The organism is Paraglaciecola marina (assembly GCF_004360155.1).
Lineage (GTDB): Bacteria > Pseudomonadota > Gammaproteobacteria > Enterobacterales > Alteromonadaceae > Paraglaciecola > Paraglaciecola marina.
Genome location: NZ_SAIS01000038.1, coordinates 12,484 through 32,668, shown reverse-complemented (window position 1 = coordinate 32,668; position 20,185 = coordinate 12,484). Strand labels below are relative to the sequence as shown.

The following is a 20,185-nucleotide window of genomic DNA, read 5'->3' as shown; positions in this document are numbered from 1 at the left end:
TTACTTCCCTCAGATCATGGTTTGTGATCAAATAGGTATTATCAATTAGGCATAGGAGCCTTGGTGAGGCCACGTTTTATTCCACTCAATTATCAGCAAAACACTATGGTAGTGATTAACTTCCTAGACCAACTTCAAACAGATACGTTTGAGTATGCCATTCACCATTTGATTGAAGATAAGCTCGACTCTAAGTATCAAAATGATGAAACGAGGCGACCAGCATTCGACCCGGCGGCATTGCAGAAGATTAGTTTAGATTTAAGGGAAGTTAGAGCTAAATGAGTTTATTTGTTAACATAGTGTTTAAGGGAATAGAAATAAAGATCTTACGGATAAGGCACAGTTTAAATATTTTACGTTTTTATACCCTACGAATAATGAGATTTTATGAAAGCTTTTTCTAAGTACCTAAAATATAAAAGAATGGTAGTAACGCTATTGTTGACTGCATGTATTACTGAAACTGCACTTGCAGATGTGCCAGCCGATAAATTTGATTTGAGCGAGTGGAATATCACGCTGCCGACAGATGAAAATAATGATGGCAAGCCAGACTCAGTATCTGTTAAAAAGATCCAAGACTTTGAGCATCCAGACTTTTTCTATTTAGATGATGAAGGTGGTATGGTGTTTACTACACCAAATAAGGCTACAACTACTAAAAACACGACTAATACACGTAGTGAATTACGTCATATGTTACGTGGCAAATCTACCCGCCACAAAACTCACTCTCCTAAAAATAACTTTACGGTTGCGAGCAATCCGATAGCTAAAAAGTTTAAAAGAATTGGCGGGAAGCTAGCTGCGACTCTGAAAGTGAACCATGTTTCTGTAAGGGCAAAATACCCAGAAAAAGCTCCTGCGTTTTCGGTTGTTGTGGGTCAAATTCATGCCACTAAGTGGGACAAGCCGGTCAAAGGATTTGGCTGGGGTAATGAGCCTCTAAAAATTTATTTTAAGAAACGTCCAGGTCATGAAAAAGGCTCTGTTTTTTGGACCTACGAGAGAAACCTACCAAAAGACGATCCTAACCGTATAGATATTGCTTATCCAGTTTGGGGGAATACTTGGTTAAACTCTGAAGACCCAGGAAAGCAAGGCTTGTCATTGGGCGATGAGTTTAGTTATGTGGTAAATGTTCATAAAGATATCATGTATTTAACCTTTGAAGCCGAAGGACATGACACAGTCGAATATGCCATTAACCTAGCGAATGGTGTGAACGCTTACGGTGAGTTAGATAAATTAGACCACCCTTATGGATACACCTTAGATTTCAATTACTTCAAGGCTGGTGCCTATAACCAGTGTAGTGCTAAAGATGATCCTGGGTTTTGGTATCCAGCATGTCCAGGAACAGGTATCTGGGAAGAAGACAAAGCTAACGGTGACTATTCAAGTGTGACTTTTTCAAAACTGGTTGTGACTGAAAGCGAGCCGCCACGAGAAGGCCATGGGGTAACTTCAGCTTCTGAATAACTTCTCGGTTATCTATAAATAATAAAACGGGCTTTAATAGCCCGTTTTTTTTGTGAAAAAAGCAAAAGTGGATTATCAGGTTTTAACTTGAATTATTAGCTTTGCTTATTCAGCTAATTTAACTATTAGCCATAGTTCAAGTAGCTTTAAACTAGAGCATTTGACCATACAACAACTTTATTCCGTCCGTCTTTTTTAGCTTTATATAAAGCTTTATCCGCTTTAGATATTAATTCGCTAGGCAAAACAAGGCTATCTCCCGCTAACGCAACACCAAAGCTGCAGGTTATGGTAGGGGGCAGACCATTAACAGGTTTAATGAACTCTGCGGTTTCTGTTTTAAAACGTATATTTTCGGCAATACTTTCAACACGGCTTTGCTCTAGATCAGTCAGTACAATGCAAAACTCTTCGCCCCCAAAGCGAGCAACAATATCATTGTCACGGACACAAGACTTAATAATGTCTACAAAAGCACGGAGTACTTCGTCACCGGCGTCGTGACCAAAAGTGTCATTAACACTCTTGAAATGGTCAATATCTGCCAATATCACAGAATTTTTATCAGTTTTAAAGTCCTGTTCGATTATATTGAATAGTCCTCTGCGGTTTAAGCTGTCAGTTAGTGGGTCATGGGTGGCTTGATAATCTAATACTTTATTGTGTTTTCTAGATAGTCCAAGTGTTCGATAAAAGTATATTGCAGCACAAACACATAAAAATAACAGTACCGCTAATAGTAGAGTTGCGTAACGATTCTTTGAAAGCTCTAACTCCGCGATCATATTTTTTTGTTGGGAAATTTTGATTTTGTTGTTGTTTTTTTCTAATGCAAGTTTGTCATAACTAGATTGCTCTCTTAAAGAGATTAATTCGGTTTCCATGATATGGGAGTCAAGTTTAGCTTTTTCTACAACAAGTCGTTGTTGTTCTCGACTTTGATATATCTGTTCCGTTGTTGCAGTTAATTGCTTTGAATAATCCAAAGCTTTTTTATAGTTTTCAGCGAGCTGCTCAAGCTTTATCAAACCTCTATAGGCTGCAGCTTTTTCGGGTAACAGTGATGCATCTTCAGATATGCCTAGGGCTTCAAGAAAAATTGGCTTTGCTTTCAATCTATCTGTTTGGATATATAGTTCGCCCAATTTATTTAAGGCTTTGACATGATCTACTTGGCTACTTGTTTGTGTGGCTAAAGATAAAGCTTCTTGATAAAAGGTAAGTGCTTTGGAGACGTTTCTTTTTTGATAATAAACCTCTCCAATAATACGTGCAGTAATGCTTTGTTTACTTGGGTTATTGTTCTCTTTGTAAACCTTATAGGCTTTGCTTGCCATATTTAAAGCGACATCATAGTGCTTTAATTCTAATTCAATAAAGGCTATTTCTCTATACGAGGAGGCGAGAGTTTTTAAAGGTACTTGGTCTTGAGGTAGCGTTAACGACACTTTATAAAATTCGTAAGCTTGTTGATGCTTTTCTAACCTAGTGTACAAAAAACCAATTTGGTTAGAGTTATCAGCTACTTTTCCTAGTTTACCTAGTTTTTTGTATATTTTCTGCGCGTCAATCAGATGCTCAATGGCAGTTTCATAACGATTGAGATTGCGGTACGTCAAGCCTATAACGGTTAATAGCTCCGCATGTTCGCTGGGCTCATCAATATCCTTATGTAAATTAATTCCGCGCATTGCGTAATCAAGGGCCTCTAAATAATTTTGTTTCTTGAACTCAGCACTAGCCACATTTTTCAGCGCCCGCGCAATCATTACATTGTTTTCTAGAGACTGATGTATCTCTAATGCAAGCTTGTGAAAATCCGCTGTGTTCTCATGCCTTTGAAGTCTTTTATTAACTTGCCCTAATTGGTGAAATACCGCCGCTTTTAGAGTTTTGCTATCAACATCTTGGGCGTCTAAATAATCCAATGAATCTAAAAATTTATCTTCTGCTTTTAAGTAAGCTTGATTGTCATAAAATGCTTGCCCTTTTCTAAGTAGCGTTTTGGCAATCAATAAATTGTTACCGTGTATCAAAGCTACTGATAGTGCTTCGTCTATGATTTTGTGCCCAGTGTTAAAGTCTTTCTCTTTAAAAAACAAATCAGCATATTCTATTGAATCTGAAATTTGATTCTTTTTTTTGTCTAATTCGTCATAGATTTGAATGGCTTGGTAAAAATGATGTTTGGCTTCTGTAGGTTCATTTAACTGCTTACTTAACAACCTTGCTAACAATGAATGAGATTGTGCAATTATCGAGTCATTATTATTGTTTTTTGCTAGTTCAAGTGCCTCATTAGCTAACTCAAGACTTGTATTTGGGTGTTTAAAACGAAGCGCTTTAGCATCTTTTAGTCGCAGCTTTTCAGAAACCTTGTCGGTCTGTAGCTGGAGTGTTTTGCCACTTACTTGGGCCTGAGCATCAAATATAATTAGGCTCAGTAAAATCAATAAACTGATAACTAATAGTTGAGGCTTAGGCATGGTTACACAAAAATGCATGTATTCAAGTACTTCCAAACAATTGTAAAAGATTCAGCAGTTTAGCTTAATTATAAGCCAATAAAGGTATGAGATAGTAATTAAATGTATTAACGGTTACATATAGGTAATTTATTCACTCTTTTGCAAAATGCAGCACTATCAAAAAATTGCCAACATGCTTAATATTGAGGAAGAGAGAAACAGCTTTAGAAGTTTAATAAGCATTGCTTTTTGTGTACTGGTTGCCATCATTATTATTGGGTGGATTATCTGGTTATATTCTTGGACGAGTCAGTGGTAATAGCCAGAATCAAGTTAACTAGACAACTAAAATCATAAGACAAAGTCCGAGGTCATAAACGTTTGCTGTGTTGCAGTGTGAATAATCAGCTCTCTAACATGCGAGAGCTGATTATACTCTTTCGAATTTCTTACGACTTTATTTGACTTTACCGCTACAGCACCTTTTCATCTTTTAGCAGTTTTAGAATAGCTTCTGCTGATTCTTTATTATCGTAAATCACTTTACCCGAACCACCTTGTACCTTGGCTGTCGCAGCTTTAAAACGGTCGGCTGCGGTTTTTGCCTTTACAATTTTGAGTCTTTTAGGTCTAGCTTGGGCTGGGCTTATTTGCCACTGTTCTTGTTCTGCGTCATGCATGGTACGTGTAACTGGATCTATTTTTAAATGCCCTCGCATGGCACTACCGTAAGCACTCTGCCTCGGGGCTGCAGCGGCCATATCTACCGAGGCAATAAAGGGTAAGTTTACTTTTACCTTACGTCTTTGTCCTCTTGGCAGGGCTTGCAATACTTCAGCGAAACCAGTTGTTTTATCGATGCATAAAATATCTGTGATTGCTGGCACCATAGCCATGTTTAGCTGTTCACTTAAGAGGTAAGGTAACATGCCTGATGATTCGCCGTTTTCTGCACGTATTCCCGTTAGCACCACATCAGGACAATCCTGTTGCAGCTTTTCCAATAAAGGCAAGGTTACATCTGTTTTAGGCGGAACATCTAATACCTCTAATTGGTCTATTCCCATGCCCATGTATTCTTTTAAAACCTCTGTAGCTGCTGAGTCACCCGTTGAACCTGCATATAAAATTTTCAGGCTTTCGGGTGCTAACTTTAGTCCTAACTCTAAGGCTCTTGCGTCTTGTTCAGCTCGACGGGGTCTTGCAGATAATGGGTGTTCACCTACAGATATCAGAACAGACATTTTGATGTTTTTAGAGGTGGTTTTAGAAATATCCTTAAGCATATTTAACCTCAGTGTTACCTTGTTCAGATAGGCCGGTGTCACCTTGCATTAGATTGAGTAATTCGTCCAAAATTTCGCTGCTATCACCAATAGCACTCAAATCGGCACGCTTCACCATGTCGCAACTATCATCACTATTGATTGCAACTACCTTGTGACACTGACCTATGCCTTGCATATGTTGGATGGCACCTGAGATCCCCACGGCAATATACACTTTAGCTGTTACCCAAGTGCCCGTTGCGCCTACTTGCCTCTCTCTTGGCATAAAGCCATCGTCTACTGCTACGCGGCTCGCCCCTTCGGTGGCACCTAAGGTTTTTGCAGCTAAATGGAATTTAGGCCAGTCGGTAATGCCGTTTCCACCAGAAAGTATAAAGCCAGCTTCGGCTAGGTTAATCTCGTTAGGGTCAACGCTGATGTTCCCTAAGTCTTGAATTTTAAGCTGACATTGAGCATTTACATCCACCGACAATGGCATATTTTGGTGCCGAGTGTCACTGACTGGTTCGCTGCATTCTTCCATCACCAGTAGCAATTTAGAGAGGGGGCGGGTGATGTCGGTTTTACCTGCACCGCCACGACATATCAATTGGTCGCCTGTGACTTTCCAAACGTTACATGCAGGGCGAACATTCATCTTTGCGGCTAAACGTCTGCCTAAATCTGCACCACCATTTATGCTGTCTGGTAATAAAATGTGTTTTGGGCGAAGCGTGGTAACCAGTTCACATAAGTCAGCACAGCGCTGTTCTGGGTTGTAACTTTTGTAACCCTTATCATCAAAATGTATCAGGCTATCTATGCCAGCGGTTTCTAAGTTTTCTTCGGTAATGTCATCAAAAAACACTGCAATTACGGCGCCTTTCTCATCACCCTTGTTAGCTAAGGTATGAGCTAACCCTAGGGTATCTCTATCATGGCTAGATAAACGCCCTCCAACAGCATCTACTGCCACCAAAATATTGAAATCTGGGCTATCTACTTGGTGTAAAGGTAATTCAACCTCTACTTGTTTGGCTGCTTTACGCCCTAATTGATTTGCATTACTGGCACCAGAGCGGTCGATACGTTTAATACCATTAGGACCAATAAAGCCGATCTTGTGTGGGTTTTTACGTAATAGCCCAGTTGGGCCTCGCAATACCAGTGGCTCTTGGGGCACATGTTGCGGGTGTAATCTATTACGAGCGATCCACTCGGCCCTAGGGTCACGACGAAAAATATCACTCATGGGTGGGTCTCAACTAGGCTAATTTCTAGCGGCGAATCTTGTACAGACAAGGCATCAAGCATTAGCTCGGCAATATCTTTTACGTCTGGTCGGGGTTCAACTACCCCTTCAAGCATTAGGCTACACTGGGGACATCCCACCGCAATAATTTCAGCGCTGGTGGATTTGGCATCGTCCATACGCATGTCAGGTATACGTTGAGTGCCGGGAATATCGGTAACAGGTGCGCCACCGCCGCCGCCACAACATCTGGCTTTGGTTTTACTGCGCTCCATTTCTTTAATTTGAATTCCCATGGCTTCTAGTAAATAACGAGGTGCATCGTATTCGCCATTGTATCGACCTAAATAACAGGGGTCGTGATAGGTCAAAGACAGCTCTTTTTTGTTATCTAGCTTGATTTTTTCTGTTTTCACTAAGTCTGCAAAAAAGCCAGTGTGGTGATATACATCATAGTGTCCACCAAAGTCTTGGTATTCATTTTTAAGGCAATGAAAGGCATGGGGATCGGCTGTGACTATGTGCTTAAACTGATACTGTTGCATCGTGGTTATGTTAGTTTTAGCTAAGCGCTGAAAGGTCGCTTCATCGCCTAATCTACGGGCAGAATCACCACTATCGCATTCTTTATCACCTAACACGGCAAAGTCTATATTGGCAGCCCTTAACAAACTCACCATAGCTCGCAGCGTTCGTTGGTTGCGCATATCAAACGCTGCATCGCCAATCCAAAGTAGTACATCAGCTTGTTGCACATGTTCACCAAATACCGCAAGGTTTTGGTCTGCAGCCCAGTTCATTCTGCTCTCTGGTGCATAGCCATTTGGGTTGTCTGTGGTTTTTAGGTTTTCTAAAACTTCAGCGCCTTTACCGGGTGTTTGGCCTTTTTCTAAGGTTTCGAAACGGCGCATATCCACTATGGCATCTACGTGCTCAATCATCATGGGGCATTCTTGTACACAAGCTCGGCACGTGGTGCACGACCATACTGTCTTAGCAGGCACCAGTACGTCAATAATGGGGATGATTTCGCCGCCTTTGTAAGTGCTTGCGGGTTGTGTGCCCACATCAACGCCTGGGTATGGGCTACCAGCAAAGTTTGCATCGCTACCGCCAGCCATGCCAACAACCATATCTTGAATTAACTTTTTTGGATTTAGAGGTTGCCCAGCAGCAAAGGCGGGACAGGCTTTTTCACAGCGCCCGCACTCTACGCAGGCGTCAAAACTAAGGAGTTGGTTCCACTTAAAATCATCGGCTTTCTCTACCCCTAGTTTATCTTTTTGTAGGTTTAGGCTTTTTAATCCTGTTGAACGGCCACCACCAAAACGTTCTTGGCGTCTGTGCAATCCTAAATGCAAGGCACCAGCGAAGGCGTGTTTCATTGGGCCGCCCCATGTCATACCTAAAAACATCTCTCCCACCCCCCACGCTATGCCAACTAATAGCATTATGGCTAGCATCCAGCCACCTGTATCTGCAGGTAGTTTGCCTGTGGCGGGTAAGGTCAAAACAAAAAAGCTTGAGGAAAATATCAATAAACTAAAAGGTAGGCGAGACCAAGGGCCTCTAGATAAATTAGCGGGTGGGTTGCGACGCCTAAGTAATACAAACACTGCGCCCACAAACATCAACGCACTAGAGGTAAGCAGGGCATAATTTAGAATACTGCCGCTGATCCCTAACAGATAAATTAATACGACAGATATAATTGTGAGGACAAATCCGCCAGCGGTTGCAACATGGGTATTTGAGATATACTTGTCGCTAGACACCACATGATGCAAGTCAACTAGGTAGCGCCTTGGGATGGCTAACAAACCTGCCCAGTGAATAGTTGATGGCTGGCCTTGACGCCATAGCTTTACGCGGCGCACGGCACCAACAATAGCCAGCACTACAGACACCAAGATTAATATGGATATCAAATTTGGTAAAAAATCAGCAACCATAATGATGCCTCCTACCCCACAATATGGCGGTCATATTCGCTAAAAGTCTTTACACAAACGTAAGGCATCGTAAATGGCTGCGTGCGTATTACGCTGGGCCACACAATCCCCAATTCTATATAACAAATAACCATCAGAGGGCTCGTCTAGCAGTGGCTGAGGCTTTGCGTCATACAAGGTTTCAATATCTATTTGACCTTTGTTACGAGAGTCTTGTTTTAGTTGAAAATATAAAAGTTCGTCGGGGCGCGTACCGTTTTCAACTACGATTTGATCTACCACTCGTTCTTCTTGTTGAGCGGTGTATTCGTTTTCTAACACAGCGACTAGCTTGTCGTCTTCGCGGTAGACTTTTTCAAGTAACAAGTCAGAGGTCATGATAACTTCACGCTCATACAAACTGCGGTAGTAAGTGGGAAAGGTTGTACCGCCCACTGCAGCGCCGGGTTTTATATCATCGGTAACCACTTCAACCTGCGAACCGTTATGGGCCAAAAAGTCTGCTACCGACAAACCGCTGAATTCGCAAATAGTGTCGTATACCAATACATTTTTACCTGGAGCCACATCACCGTTCAAAATATCCCAAGAGCTAACCACTAAACCTTCATCCGCGCCCCAATGTGGGTTTTGATCAATAAAAGGCCTAGCTCCTGTGGCCAGAATTACTACGTCTGCATTAAGTGCGCGGATACTGGCTTCGTCTGCGGCAGTATTTAGTTGTATATCTACCCCTAAACGGGCTAACTCTAGTGCAAACCAACGGGTGATACCGGCAATTTGATCTCGCTGTGGCGCTTTAGCGGCAATGGTAATTTGTCCACCTAGCTCAGCATTTTTTTCAATTAAGGTCACCTTGTGGCCACGCTCGGCAGAGACTCGGGCGGCTTCCATACCTGCTGGGCCACCGCCAATAATTACAACTTTACGGATCACCCCTGTGGTTTTCTCAATAATGTGCGGCATAGTCGACTCGCGAGACGTAGCGGCGTTTTGAATACACAACACATCTAAGCCTTGATACTGGCGATCTATGCAGTAGTTAGCGCCCACACACTGTTTAATCTGGTCCACCTGATTAAGTTTAATTTTTGCGATGAGGTGCGGGTCGGCAATATGGGCTCGGGTCATGCCTACAAAATCCACATAGCCAGCTTCTAATATACGCTGAGCTTGGTTTGGATCTTTAATGTTTTGTGCATGAATAACCGGTACGTCTACTACTTCTTTTATGCCAGCCGCTAAATGCAAAAATGGCTCTGGTGGGTAACTCATATTAGGAATTACGTTCGCTAAGGTATTGTGAGTATCACAACCAGACCCCACTACACCGAAAAAATCTACCAGCCCAGTTTTGTTGTAATAAGCGGCGATTTCTTTCATGTCATCATGATTTAAGCCATCAGCGTGAAACTCATCACCAGTGATGCGCATGCCTACTGCAAAGTCACGGCCTACTTCAGCCCGTACTGCCTTGAGTACTTCTAAACCAAAACGCATGCGGTTTTCGAAGCTTCCACCCCATTCATCGGTACGTCTGTTAACCCTTGGGCTCCAGAATTGGTCGATTAAGTGTTGATGCACAGCCGACAGCTCGACACCGTCTAGGCCTCCGGCTTTAGCGCGCCCCGCAGCTTTTGCAAAGTCAGCAATGATGCGCTGCATCTCTTCTATTTCAATGGTCTTACAGGTCGCTCTGTGAACCGGTTCACGTATACCACTTGGGCTGACTAAGGTGCTCCAGTTGCCACCATCCCAACGAGAACGACGTCCCATATGGGTAATTTGGATCATTATTTTGCCGCCATGCTTATGCACCGCGTCTGCTAAATTTTGAAAGTGAGGAATAATACGGTCTGTGGATAAGTTGACAGATTTCCACCACCCTTGAGGGCTGTCTATGGACACCACACTTGAACCACCACAAATACACAGGCCAACACCGCCTTTGGCTTTTTCTTCGTAATATTTCACGTATCGCTCTGTGGTCATGCCGCCTTCGGTAGCATAAACTTCTGCGTGTGCCGTACTCACGACTCTGTTGCGTATAGTGAGTTGGTTGATTGCTAATGGCTTAAATAATGCGTCAAACTGCGCCATGGGTGTTCCTCAGAGGATTTATAGTGGTGGTGTTAAATGAATGTCGATAGCCGCCCGCTTAAAGGGGCGACACCTCAAAAATGCCAAATTCGCAACCGTCTTCAGCAGCGCATTGGGTTTGTATAGCTTTGGTTTTTACTGTGTAGCCTAAGCTTGCGGCAATTTGATCCATAGCGCCTGCAAACCAACCGGTAAACATGTAATCTACTTTGCGATTAACCTTGCCGTACTGGTACACAAAAGCGGAGTTTTCTAAACGTACTCGGGCAGTGCCTGCTTCTAAATCTAGTGATTCAGTGATAAAAAATCCCCAGCCACGTTGCGATAGACGTTTCATGTAATGTTCGAATACTGCAACACCTTCAATGCCATGTTCTTCGGCTTCTTTTTCGCACCAGTAAAATGCTGATTTGTAACCCGCTTTATAAAGAATATCTGCGTACTTTTCAGCGCCAATTTCTTCTTCAATACCCATATGATTGTTCACAAAAAAGTGACGAGGCACGTATAGCATAGGTAGTGCGTCTGTCGTCCAGACTCCGGTTTCGTCGTCTACTTGTATTGGCATTTCAGGACTATGATGTGTCATTGCTTATTCTCCCCACACTTCTTTTAATACGTTAACCCAGTTGTCACCCATGACTTTTTTGATTTTTTGCTCTGACCAACCGTGCTTCAACATGGTTTCAGTTAAGTTAGGAAACTCACCTAAAGTACGAATACCTAATGGGTTCACGATTTTCCCAAAGTTAGTCAAGTTACGAGCGTATCCTTTATCGTGGGTTAGCATGTCGAAGAAGGCTTTGTCGTGACCTTGGGTAAAGTCAGTGCCTATACCTACGCAGTCTTCACCCGCGATATTGATGACATAGTCTATGGCTTCTACGTAATCATCTACGGTAGAGTCGATACCTTTAGCAAGGAAAGGGGCAAACATAGTCACGCCGATAAAGCCGTTTCTGTCGGCAATAAATTTAAGCTCTTCGTCTGACTTATTACGTGGATGATCTTTAAGGCCAGAGGGTAAGCAGTGGGAATAACACACAGGCTTAGTAGAGGCTTCAATTACTTCAATAGACGTTTGCGGCCCAACATGGCTTAGGTCACACATAATGCCTACACGATTCATTTCGGCCACAATTTCAAGGCCAAAACCTGATAAGCCGCCATCACGTTCGTAACAACCTGTGCCCACTAAGTTTTGAGTGTTGTAAGCCATTTGTACAATACCTACACCTAGCTTTTTAAATATCTCTACATAGCCTATTTGGTCTTCAAAGGCGTTGGCGTTTTGAAACCCCAAAATAATGCCGGTTTTGCCCAATTCTTTTGCTTTAGCAATGTCAGATGTCTTAGTGACAGGCATAATAAGGTCGCTATCACTTTGAAAATACTCGTTAAATTCAACAATATTATCAATTGTAGATTTGAATCCTTCCCAAACCGATACGGTACAATTGGCTGCTGTTAACCCGCCTTTGTGCATATCTTCAAATAAATCTCTGTTCCATTTAGCGATAACCAAACCGTCAAATATTATCGAATTTTTATGTAACTCTTGAGCACTCTGCATTGGGGACCCCTCAACTAAACTAAGCGAATTTTAGGTTTTGATGACTAATAATTTGATGGTCAGTCTAGCACCGAGAAAATGCGTGATTAGAGCTATTACGACTCGTTATTTGCTAAACGCGTCGCCTTTGAATAAAAATTAAAAATGGTGAATTTATGTGGTTAGCTATAGAAATGATTGAGTTAAGAAGTGATGGCCATGTTTTAATTAAGCTCACTCAAAATGGGAAATTTCGGGAAAACAAAGTTTGAGGTTAGCAACAATAATGAAGGGATGAGTGGCTGGTAGGTGATTGCATTTAGGCTAAATGCAATCACCTAGACAGCTATGCGAGTTCTAGTTTTCCGTCTGGTATTTCGTTTACCTTCACCTTTACCGAACCATAAGTTGATTCGTCGCTGGCAGTATCTAAATTCAAGCCGCGGTTGGCTCGTTCTTCTCTGGGGGGGATTTTAAAAGCGTTGCGATAGCACTTGCTAAAATGTGGGGTAGACACAAAACCACAGCAGATAGCCACTTCAATTATCGAAATATTGGTTTGTTTAATCAATTGTTTGGCCCGCATTAGGCGAATTTGCATGTAGTAACGATGAGGGGAGCAATGTAAGTATCGGTGGAATAGTCGCTCTAGTTGGCGCCGCGATAAATTCACAAAACCTGCTAATTCATTCAAGCTCAATGGCTCTTCAATGTTGGCTTCCATCAAGTGCACAATATCTTGTAACTTGGATTGTTTAGCCCCTACTACATGTTGTAACGGGATACGCTGCATTTCAGATTCGTCGCGTATGTTAGCGTGGGAAAACATCTCGCAAATGGCAATTTGTAAGGCTTTACCGTAGGCTTTCCCTATTAAGCACAACATTAAATCCATAGGCGCGGTACCACCAGAACTACACCAACGGTTATCTTCAATGGTATACAATTGATTAGTGCTTTTAATCTTAGGAAAGTCTTCTTGCCAACTGGCTAACATTTCCCAGTGGATAGTACATAGCACGCCGTCTAGTAAGCCTGCTTTAGCTAAAGCATAACTCCCCGTACAAAGGCCGCCTAAAATTATTTTCTTTTTAGCTTGAACATTTAACCAGTTAATATCTGCTTTGGTGATAACTTCTTTAACCGCCACACCACCACAAACCATAACTGCATTAAAGTCGCTTTGCTCATCATAACTAGCATCAACATTAACACTTACACCGTCGCTGGCGATGACAGGGTTACCATCTGCGCTCACCATAGCCCAGGTATACAGTTTTTTACCTGACAAGTGATTTGCCATGCGTAACGGCTCAATAGCTGATGTTAGTGCCATCATGGTAAAATTAGGCAGTAATAAAAAGCCTATATGACGATGGGATTTACCTTTCCCATCGTATGCTGGAGTTAACAGCGCCATCGTTATATTCCTCGGACCAGCCAAAATTTATTTATTATTTTTATGCTTATTTTGCCAATCAGATTTAGGTTTTAAGGCCAAAAATCAAGCTAAGAGGCGAACAGTGATTATTGATTTACTTCGGCAAATCGCAGTATAAAAATAACGTCTCTAATGTGGCTAAAAACGACATTTCTTAATTTATAATGACTAATTCATTTATTACACAAAAATTGCCGTAACGCTAGAGCATATCTACTTATGAGGGAAAACTTTGCTGTTGATTTAGGTGAAGAGTGCTGATTGTTTTTGAGATGTTTAGCTGATGTAAATTGTTTGCTGTTTTTGGGGCTGTTAAATTGCCTAGCTATACGTTTATTTTGTATTTTAAATCTTGAACTTCATCACCAGTAATACCGCGAAAACCCCAACAATGTTTAGGTTGCTCTTTTATGGTAATTTCTACGTCAACAGGTGAAATATTTAACTTTGATTCAATATTAGAAAATAACGACTTAATTAATTCTTTTTTAGTTTCAACTTGGCGGCCTTCCATCATATTTATTTCAATGACTGTATAATTGTCGGAGCGACCAACTGGATAATAAAAATCAACTTTATCCATAGGAATAAATCTATGAGCTCGCTTATCTTCGGGCATTCCCAATACTGCTTGCATTGAATTATGAATAACATCTGAGAGCCTAGATTTTATTGGGTTTAGATTTTCTTTGATTCCATATACGACGATCATGTTAGGCTTCCTCAAATACTTTTTAAAAATGGGTGTCTGCTTTAGCTGTTGGAATAACATGTTGTGGAAAACCAATCGGGCAAACTCGGGGAAGGCGACTCATTCGATATCCTTATCTCTGAACGAAAAACCTTAGTATAGACAACTACATCTAAATCACTTCAATACTTATTAATTTAATGTTCATCTGACCCCGATAGTTTTGTGATTGGGCCCCAAACCTATTGTTTTTAAGCGTCGACTATTTAAACAGCTTATAAAATTTAAATGGTTTAGGCCACTCTTCCCTAGGGCAAAAGGCAATGGCCACTTCCTTATTGTCCAACGCCGACTCAGTTAACACCACATTGTCCTCAAAAGTCTTAGCTCTATCGAACTCCTTTTGATTAACCTTACATACCACTTTGTAAAATCGTCCTGAAAGCCATTCTTTGATTGCTGGCTTTTCTTCGAATTTTAAGTAGGCAGCTAGTGCTGCATGTGATGACGCTAAAACTGCAAAACCTAACGGTACATCATCTTTTATTAATATATACATCTTCATTGTGTTGCCTTCTCTATAAATAAAAAAGCCCTCTTGCTTTTGCTGAGAGGGCTTTCTTGGTGATCGGGCAATAAAGTTCACACAAGCGCTAGCTCCCTCAGCCAAATCGTGGTTGAGGTTTTATGCGCTGTTTGATTGAACTTAAATATACTCATGTTAAGAAGATAAATGCTTTTACTTCGCAGTGTCAATCTATCAGTGTGTTCAAGTGCGAAATAACTTGTTTCGTCCGTCACCTTATAGATTTAACAGCAGTAGCAACTACTTTTATTTTGCCACCAAAAGGCAAAGCGGCAGCTTCATAAATTGTCCTAGCGGGCCTTTTTCCTTCTGGAAACAAATCCATATATATATCATTGACGTCTTGGACTTCAGTTAAATCTGAGAATGCGATATCAACATAAACTATTTCTGATTTATCAAATCCTGCGGCTTTAGCAGCAGAAAATACATTACTAAAAGCCCTCATAGCCTCTTCTTTTATAGTGCCAGATACATATTCACCTTGAACATTTACTGATAATTGGCCACTTATAAAGCACATATTATTGACTACTACAGCATGGCTAATTGGGTTTGACCACTGAGGTAAATCAGCTCCAGTTGTGATGAATTTTCTATCGTCCAAAATGATACCCTTTATTAATTAATGCTAATGGTTAATTTCCTAAATATAGGGCAAGTGTAGTTTGTTTCAGTCACAATTTATTTTTAGCTGCTTTTCAAAACAACCCAGTTTAATCATGAGTGTCTAAACTAACTTTCTGCAACACATTGTTAGAAATTAATGACGCCCACTTTATTATCTCTTCTATATTCTTTCCTCGGTAACCTGATTGCTAAGAAGCAAATCTCATGTTTAAACTCGGACGTTTGCTGTATAAATACAAGACGCTATTTTAGGCACATAGGGTAAGTTATTACAGTGACAAGAATAACTCTAGAAATTGTAACTGTGAAAATACGGCGGTTGTTGGTAGTTTTGCAGCCCCTAGTTTCGAGCAATGCGGGTTAATAATAAATTGTAGCCTGAGATTGCTTGCATAGCGTGTATTGCAAACTCAGGTTATTGGCCTGAGCTTGCGATGTTTTGTTGCATAGTATGGGTAAACCAATCGATGAAATTCACCACGCCATATTCGTATGTGGTGGAATAGGGCCCAGGTTGATAGGCCATAGAATTAATGCCCCGTTGGTTGTTTTCGGCTAGGGTTCTGTCTTGTTTGTTGGTTTCGTCCCACACATAGGTGAGCCTATCAAGGTCGTAATCTACGCCTTCAACTGCGTCTTTGTGAACAATCCATTTAGTGGTGACTTCGGTTAATTTTGGCCCTATTGGTTTGACCTGAAACGCCACTATGTGGTCGCTTTGAGCGTGGTTCCAAGAGTTAGGTAAATGCAATATTCGCATTGAACCTAAATCTGGGTTTTTGATCCTGCCCATTAGCTTTTTACTCGCCAGCTTGCCGTCCATTGTCATGGCTAATGTGCCTTCTTTTAATGGCATACGAACAATTCTGTTGCGCATGGCGTGGCCGTGAGATACATGTTTGTACGGGATATTTTCAGCGTCCCACAGAGCCTGTTTTCTGGCGACTTGTGCTCTGAATTCGTCACTGGCGCGGGGGTCTTCTGTATCGTCCCACTCTAACAACGAGCCTAATAATTCCGGATGGGAGCCGTTACAGTGGTAACACTCTCGGTTGTTTTCGATAACTAACTTCCAGTTTGCATCTTCGACTATGGTTTTTTCAACAGCGACCTTGGCGTTCTCTAAATCGTATGGTTCTAAATAGTCGGTTAAGTCGTCAAAAAATCCATCTATGTTTGTGGGATTGTCGCTAAGAGATATAAAAATGTAGCCACCAGCAGTGCGGCAATTAACTGGGTGCAAGCTGAATTTAGATTTATCAAAGTCGTCACCCATGTCAGTACCAGCATGGAGTAGTTCACCGTCTAGTTCATAAATCCATTGATGGTAAGTACAAACTAATTTGGCGGCTTTCCCTTTTTTAGATAAACATAGCTTTGAGCCACGGTGACGACAAACATTGTGAAATGCTTTCACCTCACCGTTTTGATCTCTGACTATGGTAACTGGGTTGTTGCCAACTTCCTGAGTAATGTAGTTGCCTTTTCTAGGAATTTCGCAGGTTAAGCCTACAAATAGCCATTCCTTTTGAAATATTTGCTCCATCTCAATATCAAAGTTCTCTTGCTCGGTATAAAAAGGCTGAGGCAGCGAATAGCTAATAGGGTGATGTTTTAAGCAGTCAGCTATTTGCTCTTGCTTATTAATCGGTAACATCGTACTTGGTATGATATTGAGGTTTGCCATAAAAAATTCCATGCTCCGTTTTGACCATATCTACAACTTACTGCCTTCAGGTCGTAGCTAAGTCTGAGTTTGAATGAGCAGCGCAATACCCGCATTCGCTCTTATATATATTTTTAATGATTTTGCAGCTCCCTTGTTATCAGGGCATCTCTAAAAGCGACAAAACTATACTGCAATTCCGACCTCCTCTTATATTTGTGCAATCTGCTATAACTCGAGCTATTTATTGGTGCTGGTGTTAATGGTTATAGGGTTGTCGTTTTTGAGTAAGTTGCCGTATCTGGACTGTAAGATATTGAGCGCCTATTAGTTTTAGTTTTGGAATGTATTCTCTATGAGCGAGGATTTTTTAACCGACGTTAACACTCAGAGTTGGGCCAACGGTCGCCACGAAGTGCAGTGTGTAAATGTTATCTATGAAACTATGGATGTGCGCACCTTTTGTTTTAAGGCTAGCTCGCCAGTCATGCACTTTTTTAAGCCTGGTCAGTTTGTGACGTTTGAGCTAGAAATTAACGGCCAACAGGTGTTTCGTAGTTACACTATTTCGTCTTCTCCGTCTGTGCCTTATAGCTTTTCGGTGACGATTAAGCGCATCCCCTATGGTGAAGTATCTAACTGGATGCACGACAACCTAAAGTTAGGTGACTTGCTAACCATACATGGGCCTGTTGGGCAGTTTAACTGCTTTGATATTGTCAGCGATAAGGTGTTGTTGTTGTCTGGTGGTGTGGGTATTACACCGCTTATGTCTATGTCTAGATGGTGGTACGACACTAACGCGAATGTGGATATTAACTTTGTACATAGCGCTCGCTCTCCTAGAGATATTATTTATCACGATGAATTGAAATTAATGGATGCGCGCATTGATAACTTCAATTTAAATATTGTGTGTCAGCGTTACGAAAATGGTGAGAACTGGAGTGGTTACACAGGTTTTTTAGACCGTGCAAAGTTAGAAATTATCGCCCCTGATTTTATGCAGCGCACCGTGTTTTGTTGCGGCCCAGCTGTGTACATGAGTGCCATTAGAGAAATGCTTGAAGGCCTTGGCTTTGATATGGCGAATTACCATGAAGAGAGCTTTGGTTCTCCGCCAGAAGAATCTCAAGTTGATGCACAGCAACAAGCCGATGATAACGCTAACTTAGAGGTAGACACCCAAGATCTCTTCCAAGTTGAATTTAGTAACAGCGGTAAAGCCATTAAAATTCAAGCAGAGCAAACTGTACATACAGCGGCGGCGCTGGTGGGTTTACATATTCCTAAAGGGTGTGGTTTGGGTATGTGCGGCACCTGTATTGTTAAAAAGACATCCGGTGAAGTAGAGATGTCTCATAATGGTGGTATTACCGAAGAAGACGTTGAAGATGGATACATTTTAAGTTGCTGCAGTATCCCTAAAGGTGATGTTTCGATCGAATACTAAAGCGTGTAGATTTGTAGGTTTATGAAGTTAAAAAACTCTGGCTGGTCTGGAGTTTTTTAGTTTGTGATGAGTGGTTTTTAGCGTTTTTTGCTATCTAAACTCTGCATTTTTAGGGCGCAATTAAAATGTCGTAAATGGTCGTAATTGTGGCGTTAGCAGAACTATTAACTCTAAGCTCGGGGGCTAATATGCAGCACAAGCAGTCATGCTGACTGACAGAAATATTCCCGGTTTAAATAGGAAAATACTTAGGCTGTGATGCAACAAAGTGGCACAGCCCCATTCAATTAATAGATGACAAAAATACCCGTTATTAGGTGCTGGAGAGAGCAGGATGTTTTATAAGAACGATCAGATTGCAGGTTACGATGAGCAAATCTGGCAAGCCATTTTGAGTGAAGAAAAGCGTCAACAAGACCACGTAGAGCTCATTGCCTCTGAAAATTATACCAGTGCCCGCGTGATGCAAGCTCAAGGTACCCAGTTAACTAATAAGTACGCTGAAGGCTATCCTGCAAAACGTTATTACGGCGGTTGTGAACATGTAGATATTGTTGAGCAGGTGGCGATTGACCGTGCCAAAGAATTATTTGCTGCCGACTATGCAAACGTACAGCCTCATTCTGGTTCTCAAGCTAATGCGGCTGTATTTATGGCCTTATTACAACCTGGCGATACCGTATTAGGTATGAGTTTGGCCCACGGTGGTCATTTAACTCACGGTTCTAAAGTGAGCTTTTCAGGAAAAATCTATAACGCAGTGCAATACGGCTTAGACGAAACCACAGGTGAAATAGACTACGAGCAAGTGGCGCAACTTGCCAAAGAGCATAAACCTAAAATGATTATTGCTGGGTTTTCTGCTTATTCACGAGTAGTAGATTGGCAGCGCTTTCGCGATATTGCAGATGAAGTTGGCGCATGGTTTTTTGTGGATATGGCCCATGTAGCAGGCTTAGTGGCAGCGGGGCATTATCCAAACCCTGTGCCTATTGCCGACATTGTTACCACTACCACCCATAAAACATTGCGTGGCCCACGGGGCGGATTGATTTTATCTAAAGACAGCGAAACCTTTGAGAAAAAACTTAACTCTGCGGTATTCCCCGGAGGACAAGGTGGCCCCTTAATGCATGTTATTGCTGCTAAAGCTGTGTCTTTCAAAGAAGCTATGGAAGATAACTTTATTAGCTATCAGCAGCAGGTTATTGATAACGCCCGTGCTATGGCAAAGGTATTTCAAGAACGTAGCTATAAAGTGGTATCTGGCGGTACAGATAACCATTTGTTTTTGCTCGATTTAATAGACAAGGGCATAACAGGAAAAGATGCCGATGCTGCATTAGGTCGCGCCAATATCACAGTGAATAAAAACTCAGTACCTAACGACCCCCAGTCACCTTTTGTGACGAGTGGTTTACGCATTGGTACCCCAGCCATCACTAGCCGTGGTTTTGGGCTAACTGAAGTAACTGATTTAACCCATTGGATATGCGATGTGTTAGACGACATAAACAACGAAGACACCATTAGCTCAGTGCGAGAAAAAGTCTTGGTGATGTGCGAAGCGAACCCTGTTTACCGTTAAGTAATACAGTCGTTATTGATTAAACAGATATTGCCCGGCGCAATTTAAAAAAG

16 protein-coding genes are annotated in these 20,185 nt (G+C 41.6%); 4 read left to right on the top strand and 12 right to left on the bottom strand.

Going from position 1 to position 20,185, the window contains the following annotated elements; translation table 11 throughout:
• Positions 1 to 63 precede the first annotated feature (63 nt).
• Both EOK74_RS20005 and EOK74_RS20000 read left to right on the top strand, forming a co-directional pair.
• Entirely contained in the window at positions 64 to 285 is a 222-nt protein-coding gene (locus EOK74_RS20005) for a hypothetical protein (RefSeq protein WP_205964756.1), read from the top strand.
• Between the two features lie 105 nt (positions 286 to 390).
• Positions 391 to 1,485 (top strand): polysaccharide lyase family 7 protein, encoded by a 1,095-nt coding sequence (locus EOK74_RS20000; RefSeq protein ID WP_133471893.1) that lies wholly within the window; start codon positions 391 to 393, stop codon positions 1,483 to 1,485.
• A gap of 146 nt (positions 1,486 to 1,631) precedes the next feature.
• On the opposite strand, the gene EOK74_RS19995 is transcribed toward EOK74_RS20000, so the two are convergent.
• The 12 genes from EOK74_RS19995 to EOK74_RS19940 form a co-directional block, all read right to left on the bottom strand.
• Complete coding sequence (locus tag EOK74_RS19995; protein ID WP_166638808.1) at positions 1,632 to 3,971, bottom strand: tetratricopeptide repeat-containing diguanylate cyclase; 2,340 nt, start codon at positions 3,969 to 3,971, stop codon at positions 1,632 to 1,634.
• A 455-nt stretch (positions 3,972 to 4,426) separates the two neighbouring features.
• Positions 4,427 to 5,239 carry an adenine nucleotide alpha hydrolase family protein gene (locus EOK74_RS19990; RefSeq protein ID WP_133471891.1) on the bottom strand — a complete coding sequence of 271 codons (813 nt, stop codon included), beginning with the start codon at positions 5,237 to 5,239 and terminating at the stop codon, positions 4,427 to 4,429.
• Positions 5,232 to 6,473, bottom strand: a complete 1,242-nt coding sequence (gene etfA, locus EOK74_RS19985) for an electron transfer flavoprotein subunit alpha (RefSeq protein WP_133471890.1) — start codon at positions 6,471 to 6,473, stop codon at positions 5,232 to 5,234. The genes EOK74_RS19990 and etfA overlap by 8 nt, the downstream gene beginning before the upstream one ends.
• Entirely contained in the window at positions 6,470 to 8,425 is a 1,956-nt protein-coding gene (locus EOK74_RS19980) for a (Fe-S)-binding protein (RefSeq protein ID WP_133471889.1), read from the bottom strand. Before EOK74_RS19980 ends, etfA begins: the two co-directional genes overlap by 4 nt.
• Positions 8,426 to 8,464: 39 nt before the next feature.
• The gene (gene dgcA / locus EOK74_RS19975) at positions 8,465 to 10,525 is read right to left on the bottom strand and encodes a dimethylglycine demethylation protein DgcA (RefSeq protein ID WP_133471888.1); all 2,061 of its coding nucleotides are present in this window, start codon (positions 10,523 to 10,525) and stop codon (positions 8,465 to 8,467) included.
• A gap of 58 nt (positions 10,526 to 10,583) precedes the next feature.
• Positions 10,584 to 11,114 (bottom strand): 4-vinyl reductase, encoded by a 531-nt coding sequence (locus EOK74_RS19970; protein WP_133471887.1) that lies wholly within the window; start codon positions 11,112 to 11,114, stop codon positions 10,584 to 10,586.
• Positions 11,115 to 11,117: 3 nt separating this feature from the next.
• Entirely contained in the window at positions 11,118 to 12,098 is a 981-nt protein-coding gene (locus EOK74_RS19965; RefSeq protein WP_133471886.1) for a dipeptidase, read from the bottom strand.
• A gap of 325 nt (positions 12,099 to 12,423) precedes the next feature.
• Entirely contained in the window at positions 12,424 to 13,497 is a 1,074-nt protein-coding gene (gene gbdR / locus EOK74_RS19960) for a choline metabolism transcriptional regulator GbdR (protein ID WP_133471885.1), read from the bottom strand.
• 346 nt (positions 13,498 to 13,843) lie between these two features.
• The gene (locus tag EOK74_RS19955) at positions 13,844 to 14,230 is read right to left on the bottom strand and encodes a tautomerase family protein (protein ID WP_133471884.1); all 387 of its coding nucleotides are present in this window, start codon (positions 14,228 to 14,230) and stop codon (positions 13,844 to 13,846) included.
• Positions 14,231 to 14,471: 241 nt separating this feature from the next.
• Positions 14,472 to 14,774: a peptidyl-tRNA hydrolase gene (locus EOK74_RS19950; protein ID WP_133471883.1), complete on the bottom strand. Its 303-nt coding sequence runs from the start codon at positions 14,772 to 14,774 to the stop codon at positions 14,472 to 14,474.
• Between the two features lie 232 nt (positions 14,775 to 15,006).
• The gene (locus tag EOK74_RS19945) at positions 15,007 to 15,402 is read right to left on the bottom strand and encodes a RidA family protein (protein ID WP_133471882.1); all 396 of its coding nucleotides are present in this window, start codon (positions 15,400 to 15,402) and stop codon (positions 15,007 to 15,009) included.
• Between the two features lie 438 nt (positions 15,403 to 15,840).
• Positions 15,841 to 17,112 (bottom strand): aromatic ring-hydroxylating oxygenase subunit alpha, encoded by a 1,272-nt coding sequence (locus EOK74_RS19940; RefSeq protein ID WP_133471881.1) that lies wholly within the window; start codon positions 17,110 to 17,112, stop codon positions 15,841 to 15,843.
• Positions 17,113 to 17,446: 334 nt separating this feature from the next.
• On the opposite strand from EOK74_RS19940, the gene EOK74_RS19935 reads away from it, so the two are divergent.
• Positions 17,447 to 18,544, top strand: a complete 1,098-nt coding sequence (locus EOK74_RS19935; protein ID WP_133471880.1) for an FAD-binding oxidoreductase — start codon at positions 17,447 to 17,449, stop codon at positions 18,542 to 18,544.
• A 334-nt stretch (positions 18,545 to 18,878) separates the two neighbouring features.
• Positions 18,879 to 20,132 carry a serine hydroxymethyltransferase gene (gene glyA / locus EOK74_RS19930; protein WP_133471879.1) on the top strand — a complete coding sequence of 418 codons (1,254 nt, stop codon included), beginning with the start codon at positions 18,879 to 18,881 and terminating at the stop codon, positions 20,130 to 20,132.
• Positions 20,133 to 20,185: the final 53 nt, after the last annotated feature.

What these genes read in the sequence shown, in the direction of transcription:
- EOK74_RS20000 (WP_133471893.1), top strand. Translation starts at nt 391, where the DNA reads ATGAAAGCTTTTTCTAAGTACCTAAAATATAAAAGAATGGTAGTAACG.
- EOK74_RS19995 (WP_166638808.1), bottom strand. Translation starts at nt 3,971, where the DNA reads ATGCCTAAGCCTCAACTATTAGTTATCAGTTTATTGATTTTACTGAGC.
- EOK74_RS19990 (WP_133471891.1), bottom strand. Translation starts at nt 5,239, where the DNA reads ATGCTTAAGGATATTTCTAAAACCACCTCTAAAAACATCAAAATGTCT.
- etfA (WP_133471890.1), bottom strand. Translation starts at nt 6,473, where the DNA reads ATGAGTGATATTTTTCGTCGTGACCCTAGGGCCGAGTGGATCGCTCGT.
- EOK74_RS19980 (WP_133471889.1), bottom strand. Translation starts at nt 8,425, where the DNA reads ATGGTTGCTGATTTTTTACCAAATTTGATATCCATATTAATCTTGGTG.
- dgcA (WP_133471888.1), bottom strand. Translation starts at nt 10,525, where the DNA reads ATGGCGCAGTTTGACGCATTATTTAAGCCATTAGCAATCAACCAACTC.
- EOK74_RS19970 (WP_133471887.1), bottom strand. Translation starts at nt 11,114, where the DNA reads ATGACACATCATAGTCCTGAAATGCCAATACAAGTAGACGACGAAACC.
- EOK74_RS19965 (WP_133471886.1), bottom strand. Translation starts at nt 12,098, where the DNA reads ATGCAGAGTGCTCAAGAGTTACATAAAAATTCGATAATATTTGACGGT.
- gbdR (WP_133471885.1), bottom strand. Translation starts at nt 13,497, where the DNA reads ATGGCGCTGTTAACTCCAGCATACGATGGGAAAGGTAAATCCCATCGT.
- EOK74_RS19955 (WP_133471884.1), bottom strand. Translation starts at nt 14,230, where the DNA reads ATGATCGTCGTATATGGAATCAAAGAAAATCTAAACCCAATAAAATCT.
- EOK74_RS19950 (WP_133471883.1), bottom strand. Translation starts at nt 14,774, where the DNA reads ATGAAGATGTATATATTAATAAAAGATGATGTACCGTTAGGTTTTGCA.
- EOK74_RS19940 (WP_133471881.1), bottom strand. Translation starts at nt 17,112, where the DNA reads ATGGCAAACCTCAATATCATACCAAGTACGATGTTACCGATTAATAAG.
- EOK74_RS19935 (WP_133471880.1), top strand. Translation starts at nt 17,447, where the DNA reads ATGAGCGAGGATTTTTTAACCGACGTTAACACTCAGAGTTGGGCCAAC.
- glyA (WP_133471879.1), top strand. Translation starts at nt 18,879, where the DNA reads ATGTTTTATAAGAACGATCAGATTGCAGGTTACGATGAGCAAATCTGG.